The 20,354-nt window shown below is 45.3% G+C and carries 14 protein-coding genes; 13 read left to right on the forward strand and 1 reads right to left on the reverse strand.

Annotated elements, in window-relative coordinates; genetic code table 11:
• The first annotated feature begins 14 nt into the window (after nt 1–14).
• From NST94_RS02765 to NST94_RS02795, 7 genes are all read left to right on the forward strand, one after another.
• Nucleotides 15–650 (forward strand): nitroreductase family protein, encoded by a 636-nt coding sequence (locus NST94_RS02765; RefSeq protein WP_076223389.1) that lies wholly within the window; start codon nt 15–17, stop codon nt 648–650.
• A 56-nt stretch (nt 651–706) separates the two neighbouring features.
• On the forward strand, nt 707–1,000 hold the full coding sequence (locus NST94_RS02770; RefSeq protein ID WP_036676736.1) for a putative quinol monooxygenase: 294 nt from the start codon (nt 707–709) through the stop codon (nt 998–1,000).
• 175 nt (nt 1,001–1,175) lie between these two features.
• Complete coding sequence (locus tag NST94_RS02775; RefSeq protein ID WP_339281626.1) at nt 1,176–2,744, forward strand: phospholipase D-like domain-containing protein; 1,569 nt, start codon at nt 1,176–1,178, stop codon at nt 2,742–2,744.
• 62 nt (nt 2,745–2,806) lie between these two features.
• Nucleotides 2,807–3,184 (forward strand): hypothetical protein, encoded by a 378-nt coding sequence (locus tag NST94_RS02780; protein WP_076279647.1) that lies wholly within the window; start codon nt 2,807–2,809, stop codon nt 3,182–3,184.
• A gap of 74 nt (nt 3,185–3,258) precedes the next feature.
• On the forward strand, nt 3,259–3,585 hold the full coding sequence (locus NST94_RS02785; protein ID WP_036676741.1) for a metalloregulator ArsR/SmtB family transcription factor: 327 nt from the start codon (nt 3,259–3,261) through the stop codon (nt 3,583–3,585).
• 107 nt (nt 3,586–3,692) lie between these two features.
• A complete protein-coding gene (locus tag NST94_RS02790; protein WP_076279648.1) occupies nt 3,693–5,456 on the forward strand; it encodes a SulP family inorganic anion transporter in 1,764 nt (587 codons plus the stop codon).
• Nucleotides 5,457–5,606: 150 nt separating this feature from the next.
• Nucleotides 5,607–6,302 (forward strand): DUF1361 domain-containing protein, encoded by a 696-nt coding sequence (locus NST94_RS02795; RefSeq protein WP_038568569.1) that lies wholly within the window; start codon nt 5,607–5,609, stop codon nt 6,300–6,302.
• Here the strand turns inward: NST94_RS02795 and NST94_RS02800 are convergent.
• Nucleotides 6,299–6,616, reverse strand: coding sequence for an MGMT family protein (locus tag NST94_RS02800; protein WP_036676747.1), 318 nt, complete (start codon nt 6,614–6,616; stop codon nt 6,299–6,301). The genes NST94_RS02795 and NST94_RS02800 overlap by 4 nt on opposite strands.
• Before the next feature lie 215 nt (nt 6,617–6,831).
• On the opposite strand from NST94_RS02800, the gene NST94_RS02805 reads away from it, so the two are divergent.
• From NST94_RS02805 to NST94_RS02830, 6 genes are all read left to right on the forward strand, one after another.
• Nucleotides 6,832–7,884, forward strand: a complete 1,053-nt coding sequence (locus NST94_RS02805) for a LacI family DNA-binding transcriptional regulator (protein ID WP_076193723.1) — start codon at nt 6,832–6,834, stop codon at nt 7,882–7,884.
• A 67-nt stretch (nt 7,885–7,951) separates the two neighbouring features.
• Complete coding sequence (locus NST94_RS02810; RefSeq protein ID WP_248549073.1) at nt 7,952–10,366, forward strand: hypothetical protein; 2,415 nt, start codon at nt 7,952–7,954, stop codon at nt 10,364–10,366.
• 93 nt (nt 10,367–10,459) lie between these two features.
• Entirely contained in the window at nt 10,460–11,860 is a 1,401-nt protein-coding gene (locus NST94_RS02815) for an extracellular solute-binding protein (protein ID WP_076304356.1), read from the forward strand.
• A gap of 34 nt (nt 11,861–11,894) precedes the next feature.
• Nucleotides 11,895–12,872 (forward strand): sugar ABC transporter permease, encoded by a 978-nt coding sequence (locus NST94_RS02820; RefSeq protein ID WP_081383334.1) that lies wholly within the window; start codon nt 11,895–11,897, stop codon nt 12,870–12,872.
• On the forward strand, nt 12,872–13,750 hold the full coding sequence (locus NST94_RS02825) for a carbohydrate ABC transporter permease (protein ID WP_081386388.1): 879 nt from the start codon (nt 12,872–12,874) through the stop codon (nt 13,748–13,750). The genes NST94_RS02820 and NST94_RS02825 overlap by 1 nt, the downstream gene beginning before the upstream one ends.
• Nucleotides 13,751–13,769: 19 nt before the next feature.
• A complete protein-coding gene (locus NST94_RS02830; protein WP_339281627.1) occupies nt 13,770–20,150 on the forward strand; it encodes an S-layer homology domain-containing protein in 6,381 nt (2,126 codons plus the stop codon).
• The last annotated feature ends 204 nt before the right edge of the window (nt 20,151–20,354 follow it).

Raw genomic sequence — 20,354 nt, forward strand, 5'->3', positions numbered from 1 at the left:
GGAGAATTAATCATATGAACGCTACACAAACAAATGATTTTCAAGAAATTATTACAGGACGCCGCTCTATCCGCAAATATGATCCATCCGTTAAAATCAGCAAAGAAGAAATGACACAGATCCTTGCCGAAGCTACACTTGCTCCATCTTCAGTGAACATGCAGCCTTGGCGTTTTCTGGTCATTGAAAGTGACGAAGCTAAAGCTACCTTAGCGCCTCTCGCTCGTTTTAATAACGTACAAGTAGAGACTTCTGCGGCTATGATTGCCATCTTTGGTGATTTGAACAACTTCGATTACGCTGAAGAAATTTACGGTACGGCTGTTGAACGTGGACTTATGCCTGCTGAAGTAAAAGAAAATCAATTAACCAGATTATCCGCTCATTTCGCTAACCTGCCACGGGAAATTAACAGAGACACCGTGCTTATCGATGGCGCACTTGTTGCTATGCAGCTGATGCTGGTTGCTCGTGCACATGGTTACGATACAAACCCAATTGGTGGATTTGAAAAAGACCAAATCGCTGAAGCGTTTGGTATGGAAAAAGATCGTTATGTTCCTGTAATGCTGCTCTCCATTGGTAAAGCTGTTGATGCAGGTTACCCCTCTGTTCGTCTGCCTATCGATAAAGTTGCTGAGTGGAAATAATTATTAAAGTTAGTAAAACGCGCTACCATAAACACTAATCTTAGGAGGAATATACAATGATCATTATTCATGCTGTACTTAAAGTTAATCCAGAGCGTCGTGAACAGTTTTTGACGGAGTCTAAAGCATTACTGGCTGCTACTCATGCTGAAGAGGGTAACCTTTCTTATGAGCTATATGAGAATGCTGGAGAAGCCAACTCATTTATTATGATTGAGCAATGGCGTGATGCTGAAGCAGTATCCAGCCACAATACGAGCGCTCATTTCACTGCTTTCTCAGCTAAAGCTGGCGAATTCTTGGCTGCTCCTCTAGATGTTAAAGTATTTAGCGCAGAACAGGTAAAATAAGCTGTCTCCATTCTTAGCGAATTCTATTTAAACCTAAACAGGGATGATCCATAGCCATAAAGGCTGTGGGGCATCCCTATTTTGCATTTCACCCCGTTTATAAAAAGGAGATCTAGGGTATCTATCCTTACCTTGATTCAAAGGCATGCAATATAAACGATGGGGGACTTTACATATGAAGACACAGAGAAATATGATTGATTTCTTGAATTATTATCTATCCGGCGGATCGCTTGCCCGTATTATGGGTGTAGCAGGAGAAGAGGTGGAGCGTAAGCTTGAGGGGATAGACCTAGAGGCTGCCAGAGCCTATCGTCAGACGCTTGGCGGAGTCATTACGACAAGTCAGCAGCTATTCCAGCTTCCTGGATTTAGCCCAAGCTTACTGGAACAACTTACTGAAGTATTGGGCAGACTAGACTCAGGCAAGCTAAAGGTTCTGGCTCCGCAGACTACGTGGAATAATCAAGTAACACCTTACGTGAATGGTCCGGAGTGTCTAGGAATGATATTAGAGGAGATCAGAAAAGCGCAGCATTATATCCACCTGTCTGTCATGCTTTTTTTTAATGATCGCTCGGGCAATCTGGTTGCAGATGAACTGTTTTATGCTCTTAAGCGTGGCGTTAAGGTAAGGGTTATGGTCAATTACACATTGACGGCATTGGGGTACGGAAATAATCTGGAGTACGGCCAGTTCTCCAAGATTGCTGATCAGCTCGAGAATGCAGGCGCCAAGCTGTTGAATACCTTCAATTCGTATTATTCAGCTATTGAATGGCGGGTGAAACGAAAGGCGCTGGAGCAAGAGGGAGTGCCGGAAAGTATCCTGTTTCTGCAGGATAAAGTGCAAGAGGATGTTGAGGTCACAGGACTGAATGTCATCGATCATCGGAAGTTTATGGTCATAGATGGGGTAACCTCGATTATAGGCAGTGTAAATATTGGTGACCAATATACGTATGAGACCCCAGTGCAGGCATCCTCTGCAATGAGTATAGATGGACATCCACAGGGGATTCCTAGTAAAGAGGCTGAGTGGCATGATGGCTGCTTCCGGATTCGCGGCGCTGCAGCGCAGCCTTTGAATGCGATGTTCTATTCTCGCTGGCTGCTTCTAGGCGGAGATCATTTTGATGTGAATGATGTCTTTTATTATCCGGATGTGGATTATCATTTTGGTGAGGAAGAATGTACGCTGTTAGCAAGCTTTCCAGGTAACCCGGTTAACCTGATTCAACAATATTATCTGGATTTAATTACTTACGCGGCTGAAGAGACTATCATCGTGAATCCTTATTTGATTGATCAGGATTTTTGGGATCGGCTCGGGCTGCTTGGTCCAGAATGCTCGTGTAATTTGAACATTTGTAACCCGCTGGAGGTTAATGATCATCCTACAAATCGCGCGGCGGTAAGAGGCAATATGTATATGCCGTTTATTAACGGTGTTTCCTTCTATGACTACAGTGCCACCGGTCGATTTTCCCATTGGAAAATTACCTATGATCATAGATCACAAGCCGTTTTTCATGGTTCATATAATATCAACGAAAGAAGTGCCTGCCACGATTTTGAGCTGGGAATGCTGGTAAAAGGGGAGGCCTTTGCAGAGCAGATAAAGTCTATGATCGATTATGACCTGAGTGTCTCGCGGAAGATTACCAGTAAAAGTGAGTTCTTTAAGCATCCTTGGTTACACCCTAGTACTTATCTGAATAAGGCAACCCAGAATTATACTTGATAAATTGGGCTAATTCTCATGATATAATGATCGTTATAAATCATTAGGGTGGAGTATGGGCTATGCAAATCAAAATTACAAAAAGTGGTTTGAAAAAGGACGAGGTATTTTTTCTCACAGAATTTGGGGAGGGCCGGGGAATCTGGTGTGGTGCTCCTGTGAATCCAGGGGCAGAAATGGATGTGGAATTGGAGCTTTCGGAGCTGCTTATGAGGTGGGTGGATATCCATCCTGTGCCTGCAGGTGAGTTCAACATCAGGCTCGAACAGGATAGGGTTATTTTTACGGGCGTGTTGGAGAATATTGAAGAAGATGGCACAGGATTTTTACGAATAGGTGAAGGGTTAGTGATGTTCGAGTGTCTCGGTGAACCTATGGCACTGGGTGTGTTCGTAGAATTGCAGGTCCGTGATGTGCGAATCTATCCCTTCAGTATTTGACGCTTCTTAGGGACTAAGATAACATACAAAGATAACATTAGATTCAGAAAGTTAAGCATGAGGAGTAGAAAGCTATGAACACCGAAATTCAGCAATTTAAGACCGAATTCTTCAAGGCGCTGGCTCATCCGATGCGTATTCGTATTCTGGAGCTGCTTAGCGAAGGTGAGAAGAATGTGAATGAACTGCAGGCTATTCTCGGCTCGGAAGGTTCTGCTGTATCCCAGCAGCTAGCTGTTTTACGCGCCAAAAATGTAGTAACCAGTGTGAAAGAAGGCACCACAGTCATTTATGCCTTGCGTGATCCTCTGATCAAGGACCTTCTGGTCGTGGCCAAACAAATATTTGATAACCATCTCGTGAATACCATTTCATTGCTGGAAGGCATGCGCGGCGAGTGAAAATGGAATAGATTAACGTTATTTTGGCGTTGACAACAGTCGCGTCCTAGAGTAATGTTCTTCTTATATTCAAATAATCAGATATTTAAAGAAAAGAAGGTTTGAACATGACAGGGCGGGGTCGTTATAAAGGCTACAACATGAACGCTTTTCGCAAGGATTTGATATCAGGGACAATCGTCGGGGTTATTGCCATTCCTTTAGGGATGGCATTTGCTATTGCTTCTGGTGTAAAGCCGGAATATGGCATTTATACGACAATCGTTGCCGGCATATGTATTTCATTGTTCGGGGGATCGAAATTTCAGATTGGTGGACCGACAGGTGCATTTATTCCTATCTTGTTCGCCATTGGGATGCAGTATGGTTATGAGAACCTGCTGTTAGCGGGGATGATGGCGGGGGTTATTTTAGTCCTCATGGGATTGTTAAGGCTGGGTGTACTGATTAAATTTATTCCGAAGCCGGTCACGATTGGTTTCACAGCAGGAATAGCGGTTATTATCTTCACCGGACAGATTGCTAACTTCCTTGGGTTAAGGGATATTGAACGGCACGAGAGCTTTGTAGATAACATGAAAGAAATTGGACTTCATCTATCGACGATCAATGGATATAGTATCCTGACCGCCGCGATTTGTCTGGCCGTTGTTATCCTAGCGATTCGCTTTGCTCCGAAGGTGCCGGGTTCATTGGTCGGTCTTCTTTGTGCAACTGTCATAGCAGCGTTATTTTTTAGCGGTAAGGTGACTACGATTGGTTTGGCCTATGGGAATATCCCTAATACATTGCCAAGCTTCCGTTTTCCGACCATTACCTGGGAGCGGATTATACTGCTGATTCGTCCGGCCTTTATCATCGCGATGTTGGGTGCTATTGAATCCTTATTGTCAGCTGTCGTAGCTGATGGGATGACGGGCAGCCGCCATAACAGCAACCGTGAACTGATTGGTCAGGGAATCGCCAATATTGCAGCTCCATTGTTTGGAGGAATTCCAGCCACGGGTGCCATTGCCAGAACCGCCACAAATATCAAAAGCGGCGCAGTTTCTCCGATCTCAGGGATCGTTCATGGGGTAGTGGTATTCCTAATTCTTCTGTTGTTTGCACCCTATGCTTCTAGTATTCCGTTGGCAGCGATGGCTCCTATCTTGATGGTAGTAGCTTGGAATATGAGTGAGCGTAAACAATTTCTTCATTTGCTTAAAATCAAAACAGGTGATTCTTTGGTGTTATTCATCACCTTCTTGTTGACGATATTTGCAGATTTAACGCTGGCTGTAGAGGTGGGATTGATTCTTGCGGTGATTTTGTTTGTGAAACGGATGGGAGAGGTTCATCTGGTATCCAAAGTATTGCCTGATCCTAATTCCGTCAAGGTAGGAGCACATATGGTAACGGAGAGTCATGATTGTCCGCAGATTGGGATTTATACCGTGGAAGGGCCGCTGTTTTTTGGCGCTGCGTATAGATTTGATGACACCATGCCGGGTTATGGCTCCGATCAGCCGAAAATTATATTAATGCGGATGGGAAAAGTGCCATTCATGGATACTACGGGCGAATCCAATCTGGCGGAGCTGGTGCGGCATCTCCATGCTGTTGGAGGGAAACTGATGATCTCCGGTGTTCAGCCGCAGCCGCTTGAGCTACTTAAGAGAACCGGGCTATATGACAAAATAGGAGAGGCACAGTTCTATCATCATACCGGTGAAGCGATCAATGAAGCTCTTAGCAGTATTAATCACAATAAATGTATCGGATGCAGTCATGCGGCGTTTAGGGAGTGTACGGCATTATCCTGTCAGGAGGATGCAGGTGGACTACGAGGTCTGACAGGACGCAAGAAGCCAGCATTGCCTCTGAACTAATCAGCGGTACTTGAGCTTAATAAATAAAGTCGGCCTGGGCGCTATTCTTGCGTCTGGGCTTTTGTATTAAAATTGGACTTCGGAATTCTGAATTTGTACAATTAGGTATAAGTTTAATGTAATCAATATCGATAAGGAGAATATAAGCTCATGAAGGAATTGAATTATCCGAAGGTGTTTATGCTCTTGGCGGGATTGTCTGTCGCTACATTGGCGGTATATCGTGTAGTGTCACTTCAGACGGATTCGTTTTACGGTTTTTTAATTTGGAATTTGTTCTTAGCATGGATTCCGTTTTTATTCTCCATGGCTGCTTATGAGCTAGACAAAAGGAAGATAGGCGGTCTATTACTTCTTCCTTTGGGTGTCGCGTGGCTGCTGTTCTTTCCCAACGCGCCTTATCTCATGACTGACCTGGTGCATTTAACGGTAAGAAAAAGTAGATATATCGTGGAGGGAGCCATTCAGAATCGCTACTGGTATGACTTGGTCACTCTTTTATTGTTCACCTGGAGTGGATGGTTGACCGGTTTTTTCTCATTGTATCAGTTCCAGACGGTCATTTATCGTAAAAGCAACCTGCTGTGGTCATGGGTATTCGTGCTTGCGGCATGTATGCTCGGGGGATATGGTGTACTGCTTGGCCGAGTCTACAGACTCAATAGCTGGGACGTCCTGACGGACAGGCATCAGTTGTATCAACTTGTTCTGGATAGCCTGAATCTCCAGTCCGTATTTTTCAGCTTGTTCATTGCCTTTGTCCTGCTGGTCATTTACGCGACGATGTATTGTCTACTCAATGCTCTTGGCACCGGAGAAAGACGAAGAGTTACCAGAGGGTACTAATCGGTACACTCCGGCTCAAACTGGAATTGTTTCAGATCTACCACACCTTTTTCATTAAAACTAACTCCCTCTCCCTGTAGATAGAGCCTCTGGAGGGAGTTAGACTCATCCTCAGTTAGTGCGATCATTCCTTTAGCATTAATGACCCGATGCCAGGGCAGCTTATATTTTTTGCTCATGGAATGAAGGATGCGAACGACCTGCCTCGCTCCTCTTGGGCTGCCTGCCGCGCGGGCAACTCCTCCGTAAGTCATCACTTTACCTTCTGGTATAGACTGTATGATATGAATAACTCTCTCAGTAAATGGTGTCATAGCAAGCTCAAGCTCCTATATCTTATTTTTATCCAATGAACAACAGATAAATCAATTCTAAACGAAACGGGGGACGAACAGGAGGATTTTTTGAGAATAGCAAAAAAGGGGTTGCAAAGCAATAAATACGCGTGGTATATTTTAACTGTAAAAATAATCTAAACGTTTAACAACGTGATTAAAAGAGTTCCCATAATAAGATAGGAGAAGGTGTAATGAGGAAAACCAGCATTAAAGACATAGCCGCAAAGGCTAATGTTTCGATTGCTACAGTCTCCTATGTGCTTAATGGTACCCGCAATGTACGTTCCGATACAAGGGAACGAGTTGTTGCAGCCATTGAGGAGTTGAATTATAAGCCGAATGCTATTGCGAAGAGTCTCAAACTCAACCGTACGAATACAATAGGTGTTATTGCAGAAGATGTGACGGTATTTAACACCCCCGATATTATCGATGGAATTAATGATTTTGGAGATCGTAATGATTTGCATATTTTACTGGTGAATCTTCGTTTGGACAAGCGTATCGGCCGTAACTTCTCGAATACGGAAGACTATCGAAAGTATGCCGCTAATGCGGTTGCCGAACTGCTCAGTAATCAAGTGGATGGGATTATTTATATCGGTGTTCATCCCCGTGATTTAACGGGTTTAATCGATACGGAAGGTAAGCCTATTGTGTATACCTACTCTTACACACAGGACGATATCTCTATCCAGTATAATGATGAGCAAGCTGCTTACCAAGCCATGTCCTACTTGGTTAACCAAGGACATAGCAGAATTGCTGTAATCAGTGGTTTGATGGATTCAATCCCTTCCAGATTAAGACTGAACGGTTATTACAAGGCCGTTACTGAATATCAATTACCGTTCGATCCACTGTTAATTAAGATGGGAGACTGGGAGAGGGAATCAGGGTATCGTCTTACCTCCGAGTTGCTCGCTTTGCCGGAGCCTCCAACCGCGATTCTTTCCATGAATGATGTAATGGTTGTAGGTATTTTGCAGGCGGCAGAGGAAAAAGGGTTTAAAATACCGGATGATCTGTCGGTTGTCGGTTTTGATAATCGTGAATTCAGTGATTACTTACGCCCGCGTATAACAACAATGGGACTTCCGCTACATGAGATGGGCTATCAAGCTATTGAGGTTTTGTTCAATTTAATCAAGGGGACGAAGATGGATTCACTGACCATGCCGGAGTGCCGGTTGATCGAACGTGATTCTGTGGCTACGTTAAAAAATGCTGTGAGACAAAAATAAGTTTCACAGCTCCTTTTTCCTCATAAATCTAAACGTTTAACTTAAAATATTGAAGAGGTGCTAGGCAATGACGATTCTAGGCAACGAAAATTTCAGGATGGAGCTAAGCGACCGCGGAGCACTTCAGTCTCTGATATTACAGGGCGACCCTAGTGAAATGAATTGGGTAGTTGATCCGTCTTATTTGAAAGAGGCAGGTTATGCGGATACAGATAAGCTATTCGGAGAATGGACAATAGAGCTAGACGGGAATATCATAAAAAGCACTGATCTGTTGCCCAAAATCACACCAGAAGGAAAAAACCGTGTATTTGTGGATTTTGAAGGTGCGCCGATTGCAATCAGACTTACATATTCTTTGGAAGATGAGCGACTAAGATGGACTATTGAAGCTATGAACCGATCAACACAGTCTGTAAGAATTAATGGACTTCATGTGTGGTTTTCGCTCGCTTATGTCATGTACCGAGATGAAAATGTGCAGCGCAATATGAGTCAGTCCTGTGCAGTATTCCCCCATCTTGGTGGAGATTTCGCTAAAATTGCTGCCATTCGACGGAGCAACGAAGCACCACATCTGGGTGTTTATGGTGTTCAGGGCAGAACAGTAACCGTAGGTACTTATTGTAGTTATAAGAATCGTTTTCTTGAGCAGGTTTCCCCTTCTTTGGATGGTCTGCTGTATCATCGGCTATCGTTGGTGGAGGACGGATCATCTATGACCGAATCTGCAGCTGCCGACTGGATATATGGTGGCGCTTACAGTCCGCTGGATCTTGACGCTGGAGAAACCTCCAGCTGGGAATACATATTCCATCCCTGTCAGAATCGAGATGATTTCTATAGGCAGGGTATGGCCTATGGACATCCGCGCTGGAGCTATACGCCTGTATTAACCCGGGGAGGAAGGTTCGAAGCTGTTGTTGATCTGCCGCAGGGCCAGGCTCTACGTGAGCTGCGTTTGTATAGCACTTCAACGGCAACGGAGCTGATCCGCCAGGAGAATATTACGAACGAAGCTGTACGGTTGGAGTCAGGCAGCAGCTACACTATATCTTTACAGCGTTTGGAGCCGGGAGAACATAAGCTGGAGCTGGGGCTAGAAGATGGACGGACCGATATCCTGGTCTGGAATGTACTGGAGTCGATTGACCTGATTCTGGAAAAGAGAGCCGAGTGGTTGGTAAATAACAACTTTGGAGGGACAGGTGAGGCTGAGAGGCCATATGCCTTCCGTCCGCTATCGAATCAGGGAGAATCGCTGGGTAAGGTTGCTTTTCTTCTGATGAAGAATAGCATGGCCAAGGCTGTCCCCGAACAAGTAGCTAAGGCCGAGATTGCCGCAGTATTGGATGTGAAGGAGCATTGGTTTGAAGGCGGAGATTTCAATCATCCGCGTCCCTTGTATGGAGAATTCTACCGCATTTATGATCTGGATTATATTGGGCATGTCTTTTATCTATTGTCACGAATGGATGGTTCATTACTTAAAATTCATTCTCCTAGAGAATATCTACAATGGACTGCCGAAATCATGTGCCTTCGCCTAGACCCTGATCGGCATAGTGGGCAGCGTGAACAGGATGAGAGCCGTCTAAATGGTATATTTGTGCTCTATATTCTTGATTTATTAGAGGCACTGAAGCAGAGCGGTCTTTCAGAAGAGTATAAACGTCTACTTACCTTATGGGAGCAATTTGGCAGAAATCTGGAGACAGGGATACAGCAGTATGAGGGAGCTATAACGGAGCATTTTTACGATAATGCAGGATTTGGTCCTACCTGTGAAACATTGTGTCACCTTGGAAATAAAGAGGAGGCTCAGCGTTATGGGCAACTAATTCTGGCAAATATCGGATTCAGCAATGATTACAGAGTGCAGAATCCGGATCGCTGGTGGGAAGCTTTGTCGTATATGATTCATTCCCTTTGGGGTGGATTGGTAGCAGGTGCATCCCGGGTTGCCTATGAATTCCTTGAAGACCCTGAATATTTGGAAGCCGCTTACCGTTCTACGATGGCAGTATTCAATTGTTACGATTGGAATGTACGCTCTACTCCACGCCGTTTGTTGCCTGGAGAGGCAGCCTCTACATATAGTGTGGCAGCTCCTAACCTGAACATGCCAGAATTGTCGCGAAACCGTTTTGGGCAATCCGTATTTGTGGGGGCAAGTGATTCCTTGTTTGCTTCGCTGTTCTCGGGTGTGACAGGAGATGATTGGGATATGGGGGAGGAGCTAGTGGCCTATCTAATGGGCTTCGGGACAACCACATATTTGTACAGGGATCCACGCGGAAAGATGCGCTGTATTAACGGTTATATTGAAGAAGACTCGGAGGGCTGGATCGTAACAAGTTACGCTGCATATCCGTCAAGATATGTGCTGCTTGAGGATAAGCTCGAATATCGCACAACTGAGGGGATACTAGAGCCTCGCGTAAGACTGGCAGGCGGAGGAATATTCAGCCCTTGTCTGTAATCGCTAAGAATGACAAACCATGATGATTTTAGGCTAAAGCTTTAAATGCTTGGCTTGAAATAAATAGATATGAAAAAAAGGGAGGCAACAAACATGAAGTTTGGAAAACGTACTCTAGTTCTATCTTTAGCATCAATGATGGTTTTTTCCGCACTGGCAGGCTGTTCGGGCAATTCCAACAACGCGGCTCCAAAGGCATCTGAAGGGTCTGGAGCAGCCAACAAGGAAACTACGCCTGATAAAGATGTAACCTTGGAATTATTGTATTGGGGTGATGATGTACAGAAAAAGCTGGTAGAAGCGGCAGCAGAAAAATATACAGCCGACACCGGAGTGAAAATCAATGCACAAGTACTTCCAGCAGATGGCTCCTTTGATACATTTATTCAGACCCGGCTCGAATCCGGTGAACTTCCAGATATCAGTTATATGGGTGAAGGCGATATCCAAAAGTACAATGAAATGGGAATTATCGAAGATATCAGCGATTTATTAGCGGACGGAAGCATTCCTGAAAAACTATCAGCGATTACAATCCATTCACCTGAGCAAAAAGTGATTGGAGTCGGCCTATCCAACCAGTTGGAGCTGCTTTACTATAGCAAGTCCAAATTTGATGCAGCAGGTCTTGAATATCCACCCTCCAAAGTTGAAAATGCGTGGGATTGGGATACATTCGTGACAAACGCGAAAAAGCTAACGACAGATACTAAAGGAAAAACAGCGGCAGATGAAGGCTTTGATGCTGCTCTGACCGAGAACTACGGGCTTGGTATGACAGCGGGACGGGAGTTCCACCACTTCTGGGCAGCTTATGCCAACGGTGGCGGGATTGTTTCCCCGGATGGAAAGGAGTTTCAATGGGATTCTCCCAAAACGGTTGATGCCATCCAGAAGCTAGCTGACCTCGTTAACAAAGACAAGGTTGCATCCGCTTTCAATTACACTTGGAATTCTGGAATTGGTTCTGCGGTAGACGCTTTGAGTGGTGGTTATGCCATGGCAATCAGCGGATCTTGGGATCTAGCTAATATCAAAGGTAATGAAGATATCGGCGTTGGCGTTCTGCCTAAGATGGAAAAGGCAGTAACGATGAACTGTGGTGCTCCGCTTGTTGTGTACAATACATCGAAGCACATTGAGGAAGCCAAGAAATTCTATGCTTACATGGTCAACCCTGAGAACAGTCTGGAGCTGCTGAAGAGTGGTGCGTGGTTGCCGAACCAGGCAGATTGGTATACCGATCCTACCTTGGTTGAAAAGTGGACCTCCGATCTTCCTGAAAGCGCAAAAGAAACTATCCTTAGTTATTCCACAACGAAAGACGCTATCGCACAATGGCCTGCATATTACGTTCCTGCCTACCTCAAGATGAATACTGAATATGAGAAATCTATTGATCAGGCGTTGGCAGGTAAGAAAAGTGTTAAAGAAGTCTATGACGCGATCATGCCAGCGATCAAGCAGTTGTTCGAGAGCGGCAAGGTTTCCTAATTAGAGCTTATATTTGAAAAGAGGGCTATTGCTTATGAACCCAGAGAGCAAAACCGAAACGGCTGCGGTCTATGTTAAAAAGCATGCCAGAGGTGTCACCAAAGAGGCGGTGGCTGGATATTTGTTTGCAGCACCGGCCATTATTGGATTTTTGGTATTGACGCTTTATCCGATGTTGGCCAGTTTGTTTTACAGCTTTCATAAAATAACGATTATGAGCGGAAGCCAAGTTATGGAGTGGATTGGACTGGATAATTTCCGGTACATATTCACCAATACCAGCTCCGAATTCAAAAAATCCATAACGGTAACCTTGATTTATGCCTTCATTAACGTGGCGCTTGTAATCACCTTTTGTCTGATTGTTGCACTCTTATTGAACCGTAAATTTATCGGCAGAAACTTGATGCGGGCTATATTCTTTCTGCCGTCTGTAGTTCCGATGCTGGCGACAACAATTGTGTGGCAGATGCTTCTACAGAACCAAGCCAAGGGTGGATTGCTTAACTGGATTTTATTGCAGATAGGAATAGCCCCTGTTGATTTCCTGACAGATCCCATCCGTATTTTTGAGACATTGTTTATCATGAGCTTGTGGACCTGTGGTGGGACGATTGTTGTGTTCATCGCTACGCTGCAGGATGTTCCGGGAGAATTGCTGGAAGCTATCGAGATGGACGGGGGAAATGCTTGGCACAAGTTCCTCAAAGTAACCTATCCGACGATCAAGCCTGTCCTCTTTTTCCAATTGATTATGTGCATGATGACCTCTATCCAGATTTATACGCAAAGTGTGGTGTTGTCCAGAAATGGTGCACCCGATCGGATGACTTATTTTATCAACGTTATGATCTATGACCATTCATTTGTTCAGGTAGGGATGCGCGGTTTGGCGTCTGCTGAGGCATGGGTCGTCTTCCTAATCACTATGGCCATTACTGGTGTGCTGTTCTACTTCCAGGGCGCATTTAAAAGGGACGATTCGATGGGCAAAAGAAAGAAGGCGAGATAATGGCGGCTACCGCAATTATGAATTATACAAGTATCCAGAAAAAAAAGAAAAGAGCTAAAGCCATCAATACCGGGCTGATTCTGCTCTCCTGTATACTCGCAGTGGTGTTTGCTTTTCCGCTTTATTGGCTGCTGCGAGGTGCCTTCGTGAGCCATACAGAAATACTGGCGCGGCCGCCTGTGTTTTTCCCCGAGTCACTAAATGTCGATAATTTTCGGCTTGGATTGGAACGTATTCAGTTCCTGCGGCAGCTCTGGAATTCAGTTTCGATTGTAGTTCCTTATGTGATCGGGACGGTGCTGACGACAAGCTTTGCTGGGTATGCCTTTGCTAAGCTGAACTTTCCGCTGCGCGGGATGTGGTTCGTGCTGGTCATCAGTACGATGATGCTGCCTAGTGCCGTAACCCTGCTGCCACAATATTCTCTGTACACTTCTTTGGGACTAGCTGGCAAACCTGCTCTTATTATTCCGGCCTTTTTCTGTGCAGGCGGCAACGCGTATTTTGTCTTTTTGCTCCGGCAATTTTTCATGACGATTCCACTAGAACTCAGTGAAGCTGCCAAGATTGACGGTGCGGGTTATTTCCGTATCTACTCCCGCATCATGCTGCCGCTTATACGTCCCGCAATGATTGTTGTGGCGTTGTTCAGCTTTATCAACTGTTGGAATGAATTTTTCTACACCATGATTTATTTAAAGACTGAAGCAGATTATACGCTGCCTATGGGCTTGTATATTGTGAACGGGATGCGCATTCCGAACTATGAACAGGTCATGGCACTGGCGCTCGTCGTTACAGCTCCTTGTCTAGTATTTTTCTTGATCGGCAACAAATATTTTGTTGAGGGCATTACATTAACAGGAATCAAGGGATAAAAAGGAGGAATTCATCCAAATGTCAAGTCATAAATGGCCCAGAAGAGCTTCTGTAGCGGCATTATGCGCGGCTGTGGTATTAAATGCAGGGATTGTTCCCGTATCGGCTAACTACACGACTGATTTCTATCATGAAGGTGTAGGCACCGATTACGGGCAGGCGAAGTGGAAGGATAATTCTATTGTTAAGGAAGGCGTTAATTTCAGCGATGTCACCGTCGGAGAAATGATGCAGGCAATTGAAGCTTTTGATTTTGAGGCTTTTGCAAAAGATAATTCCGATTTGCCTTGGCTTGACGCCTTGCTAGTTAACGAAGGTGTCATTCCGGATGATGTCAACGACGAAGTTAGCGCCAATACTCTATTCAGCCGGGGAAGCGCTTTGTACATGAAGACTCAGGATAATACCAAGCTGGGTTTTGTGGGAACAGTGCATTACGCGGATACTTTGAACAAGGACACGATGTATAACATCACCCTTTCTACAGGAGACTTGGCGGAACAGAAAAATGTGCGGAAGAACTACCCGAGTCATGAGAATCAGACCTACACAAGCGGAGGCCTGGAGATTAACCAGCGGAAATTTATTTCCAGCTATAACAGTGCTGTAACGCTGCTTCAATTGAAGAATCCTACAGCCAGCGATATAACGTTGACGATGAAGGTTAAATCACCTTTCGTCTCAGCAGCTGAGGGTGATGAGCTGGTGGGTTACAGAGTGGCTGCTCCGCTAATGATAGGCAAAGCCGGGCAAAAGGTAGTTGAAGCAATGTCCTACGTGGATGTTCACCTGAGCGGAAACGGCATGAGTCCTTCCGGAAATGAACTGGTTAAAGAGATTACAGTGCCCGCCGGTGGCTCCGTTGACCAAAAGGTAGTCATGGGTTGGCTCGCGGATGAAATACCAGGCTCAAAGCTGCATTATGAGAGCTTTAAGGCTGCTGACAGCAATGATACAGCCTTCTCCGCACAGGTGCGGGAGTACAACGAGTGGTGGGCAGAGAACATTCCATATATCGATGTTCCCGATGAGAATGTGAAGAAGGTACTTTATTATCGTTGGTGGTGTAACCGCTTTAATTTGCTGGATACCAACATTCCGGGCAATGACTGGCAGTTCCCGATGAACATGGAGGGCGTTCTCGGCTACAACAACGGGATTACGGTCAGTGTACCTTGGGCGATGCAGGATCTGAAATGGCTGCGTGATCCTTCCTACTTGTATGGAACCTGGCTGGCTCAAGGGGAATATTCCGAGAATAAGAACTATAAAAATAATCCCGGACGTCCTAACATCTGGACTTGGGATATGATGCAGAACACGTCGCAAGTAGGCTGGGATGCTTACAAGATTTACGGTGGTGGTCAGGAAATACTGAAGAAGTTCGCTGATTTTTCCGCCACTGATGTTACCGGCACACTTGAACATTTTAAAGGCACTAATCCAAATCTTGTTTATTATAACCATGGTCCGATTACAGGTAATGACGGAGATACCGTATCCATGCACTGGAATGGCAGTGGTAACTATGCCCGGCTGGATGGTTCTTCTACTACCTACGCCAATGCAGTGGCAACAGCGAAGATGTACGAGCAGCTTGGGGATACTGCGGGTGCAGCTAAAATGAACACTGTGGCGCAGAATATTAAGAATTCAATTCTGAATGAGATGTGGTACGACAAGGCTGACTTTGATGGTGACGGTGTGGCAGATACGAATGGTACAGGCAGCTTTTTGCACAAAAAAGTTGTGGGTGGTACCGATGTATTCAACCCTTGGCGGGATAATAACATGTTTGTCTTTAACTTTGGTGTAGTACCAACTGAAGGTGAAGAAGGATATGAGGCGAAATATTTATCCCAGTTGTCTGATTACGCAGATCCGAATTATTATCCGATCTTTCCCTTCTTTACAGCGGATCAGAACAGCATTATGAAGCGGGTGGAAGATTTCAAGAATGGCAAGACGGATGCCTTCGGTACAGACCAGTTCGCATGGTGTAACTTCGGCAACTATATTAATACCGTTCGTGCCTCTCTGCGCTATTATCCTATAGATAACATCAACAGTGACGTTTACAAAACACTGTTTGATTGGGGCGCTTGGTTGCATACAGTGGAGCCGGGCAATACGGACCACCTGGACTCTAATGAATTTTTCTGGCTGGAGGATTACTTCTTCGGCACGCCATGGACAAAAGACAATCCTCCTAACCCTAGTGGAGATATGGTACGGGCATGGATTCACCACGATACGCTTGGCATGATGAATTACACTGTGGTTGAAGATATGGCGGGTATTCAGCCACGGACAGATGACAAGATCGAGCTATGGCCGATTAATGTTGATTATGACTATTTTGCTGTAGATAACGTGCGTTATCATGATGCTAACTTATCTATCGTATGGCAGGATCCTGCTAAATACAGCGACAATCCTCATTATCAAGGTATTCCAGCAGGTTATTCGCTCTTCATTAATGATGAACTCGTAATGACAACTAACGAAATGTCCCATCTGATTTATGATACAGCTACTGGTAAGGTGGAAAAACCTTCAGGTGATGTAACTGGGGCTGTTGGCGATAACTCGAAGACACAGGTGTTATATGAAAAAGGCAGTGCTACGACACTTGCTGCGGCAGATCAAACATCCCTAGCCAGCAATGAGAAGACTGTCGATATGTTTAATAAAGCAGGCGTAGATATTGTTAATGACGGTACGAATCTGGCTGTTGCTTCAGGCACTACTGTTGAATCGACTTATATCAAGAGCGGTTCGAACATCCGCAACCTGGCGGACAATTCGACAATCGCATCGATTAATCATACGTCAAACACAGCTTTATTCGGAGGTTCGCCGAATTCCGTCGATACGGTTACGTTCAAATTTGATGGAGTCCAGGCTGTGGACAATGTAAAAGTCTATTTCTATAATGACCGGCTTCTGAACGGTTATGGTACACCACAGACATTCGGTGTCGAATATCAGGATGCTGATGGAAGCTGGAAACCAGTGGAGGGGCAATTCCGCTATCCGGAGTATATTGCTTCCAACTATAACAATGTAGAGTTCCAAAAGGTTAACACTGCAGCGATTCGCATTCATGTGACGCATTCGCTGGAACTTGCGACCGCCATAAAGGAGATTCAGATCTACAACAATAATCTGGAGGTTAAGGCGGCTGCCAATCAGGCACCAAAGGTTTATCTAGAAACACCATTGAAGGTTGAGCAAAATGCGCCTCTGACGATTATGCCGCAAATCGTTGATGATGGATTGCCAAGTGGCAAGCTGACTTATACCTGGGAGAAGATTTCAGGTGAAGGAGAAGTAGAGGAGACAGGGCTTGATAAGGCCATGCTGCAAGCAACCTTTAAGGCGACTGGTGAATATGAATACCGCCTGACTGTCAGCGATGGGGAACTTGAAACTGTCGTGAAGGTTCCAGTCACCGTATTTGTAGCTACTGCAGAACTGACAGAGATGATCGCGAAGTTTGCGGATCGGGATTCCGGCAGACTTGTCCGGAACAAGGATGATTTTACTGCGGCAACATGGCAAGAGCTGCAAGCTGCACTGACTGCTGCCAAGGCATTACTGGCTCAGGGAGAATATACACTGGAAGAGATCAAAGTGGCAACGGATCAAATGCGGATGGCGGTGGATAACCTTAGATACAGAAATGCTGCCCTTTTGGCTACCCCTAGTGCCTCTTACACTTCGGCATGGGAGTCTGTGTATGGCATTAATGATGGTTATATCCCTTATACTTCAGCAAGTATTTACAATAGCGAAGCAGAAACTCAGTATGGGAACTGGGGCGGCCCCGGTGAAAGCCACTGGCTACAACTGACCTGGAAAGAGCCCGTAACTTTGTCAGGCAGCTCCGTGTACTTCTATGATGATGAAGGCGGTGTACAGGTACCGGGAGATTACAGCTTCGAATATTGGGATAAGGATGCCGGAAAATACGTACCGGTAACGGGCTTGAGCGAGAAAGGCAAAGCAAGAAATGCATTTAACGAGGTAATCTTTGACGAGGTGAAGACGGATAAACTCCGTTTGATTCTTAATAAGCAGTCCACTAGTATTTGGACAGGCGTTAAGGAATGGCGGGCAATTTCGTCTAAGCCAGAAGGAGAAGTTCCTGCTCCCGGCGACCATGGTGCGATTGTAAGCATTGAACAGATTGCGGTGAGTACGACAGTTAACGTCGTGCCTAATCTTCCAGCTAAGGTTACGGTAACTTACGCCGATAAAACGACAGGCTTGGCAAGTGTGGTATGGGAGGAAATTCCCCTTAACAAACTCACCATTGCTACAGACTTCACTATATTTGGTAAAGTGGCGGGCACCGATATTGCTGCCAACTGCCGCATCAGTGTGAGGTACGATAAATCTAAACTTAAAGCAGCCATTGATACAGCGGAAGATCCTTCGATAAATGAAGAGAATTATACCGGAACGCCTGAGCAATGGGAGGCACTACGCATTGCACTAGAGGCTGCTAAAGCCACTTATGCAAATGACGGTGCTACCGATGGTGATATTAATGTGGCATATTCCAATTTGAAAAATGCCTTTGAAGCCTTACAGCCTGTCGAAGCTCATGATGCAACGATCAGCGGAATCACAATTCCGGGCGGATCTATTGATCAGGTAGCCAAAGAAATTATTTTACCGGATACGACTACACTTGATGAGCTGAAGGAAGGACTTACTGTGCCGGTAGGGGTTACCTTCGCTGTGTATGAACCCGATAGCATTACTATTGCGGGAGAAATTCAAACGGGTTACAAGGTCATTGTGACGGCACTGGATAAAACAACGACCAGAACGTATACCTTAACATTAGTTTCTGTAAATCCACCTCTCATAACGGCAGCCTTGGAGGAGAAGCTTAGAGCAATAGAGGCTCTGGATAAGAGCCTTTATGTAGAGGAGAGCTGGAATACTCTTGAGAAAGAGGTAGCACGTGCAGTGATGTTGCTGGAGAGTGGAACTGCTACTCAGGCAGACATTGATGAGGCATTAAGTCAGCTTACTGCGGCGGTTGCGGGCCTGAAGTTGCTTTCAGAAGCTACGCCAACACCTACGCCAACATCAACACCTGCACCGACAACGACACCAACGCCAACGGCAACGCCGAAACCAACAGATGCACCGGGTACTTATGTGCCGGTAGCCACGGCAAAACCGTCGCCTAGCGCGTCTGCGACAGCTGCCCCTGCTGTAAGCAATGGTAAAATCGTTGTCCAGACGGTCATCGGAGCAGATGGAAATGCATTGGCTGAACTGGCTGCCGCAGATGTTGAAAAGGCAGCAAAGGATGCAAAGGATGGTATTCTGTCCATTGTCGTGAATCCTACCGGAAACGCGAAACAAATTGTAGTTGAGCTGCCACTGCAGTCACTGGCAGCAGCGGGGAATGTTAAATCCCTCAAGATTGATACAGGAACAGCAAGCATAATGCTGCCGGAAAATTTCCTGAAGACTTACAAAGATGCTAAGAACGGCAAACTTAAGCTTATTGTGGGCACTGGAGATATATCCGGATTGCCACTTTCGGTAAGCAGTCAGTTGAATGCAGGTACAATTAAAGACATCAGTCTTAGCGTAGATGGTGTGATTATTCCAGGCGATGTACTGAAGACATCGGGGATCAAGCTGGCACTTCCTTATACGCTGAAGTCTGGTGAGAAAGCACATAAAGTAGTGGTTTATTACTTGAACAGTAATCAGCAACTAGAGATCGTTAAGAACGGAAGATTTAATACAGGGACACAGATGCTTGAGTTAAATTTGCAACAGCTTGGCAGTTATGTAGTGGTTCACTCGAATGTTTCATTCAAAGATACCGCTACAGCTAATTGGGCGGTAAACAGTATTGAAGCACTCGCAGCACGAGGCGCAATCCAAGGGATGGATGCTGAACACTTTAATCCAAGTGGAAATGTGACCCGTGCAGAATTCATCAAAATATTGATGAACGCTTTTGATTTACTAGATGAGACGGCTGTAAGCACATTTACAGACGTTAAGGATGGGGCATGGTATGCCAGTCCGATTGCGAGCGCTCAAAAGCTCGGTATTGTTAAAGGCAAAGCGGATGGCAACTTTGGTGCAAGCGAGGAGATTACTCGTCAGGAAATGGCGGTCATGATTTATCGTTTGGCTCAGACGATTAATATCCCATTGACCGACGGAACAAAGGCTTCTGGTGAAGCATTCTCTGATGTGAACCAGTTGTCTGCGGATGCAGCCAAAGCTGTAGAAGCGATGCGTATTAGTGGAATTATTAACGGTATGACATCCAACCAATTTGGACCAAACGGCAAGGCTACAAGAGCGCAAGCAGCGACCGTGATCTTCCGCCTGTTTGAGCAGCTTCAATAATCATGCAGCAATACAAGATATAAAAAATCGTGCAGCAATACAAGATATAAAAAAGACGCAGGTGTCCCGTAGTCATGATCATGACTGCTGGGCACCTGTGTTTTTTTGCTGCCAACCCCAAACGCCTAATCTCATGCTCGTATCCACCACGCTCTTAAAACAAACTTTGCTTCATGGTATGTAATTTGCACGCAAGAGATCGCT

Origin of the sequence: Paenibacillus sp. FSL H8-0282 (assembly GCF_037963825.1) — a bacterium.
GTDB classification, from domain to species: Bacteria; Bacillota; Bacilli; order Paenibacillales; family Paenibacillaceae; genus Paenibacillus_AQ; species Paenibacillus_AQ odorifer.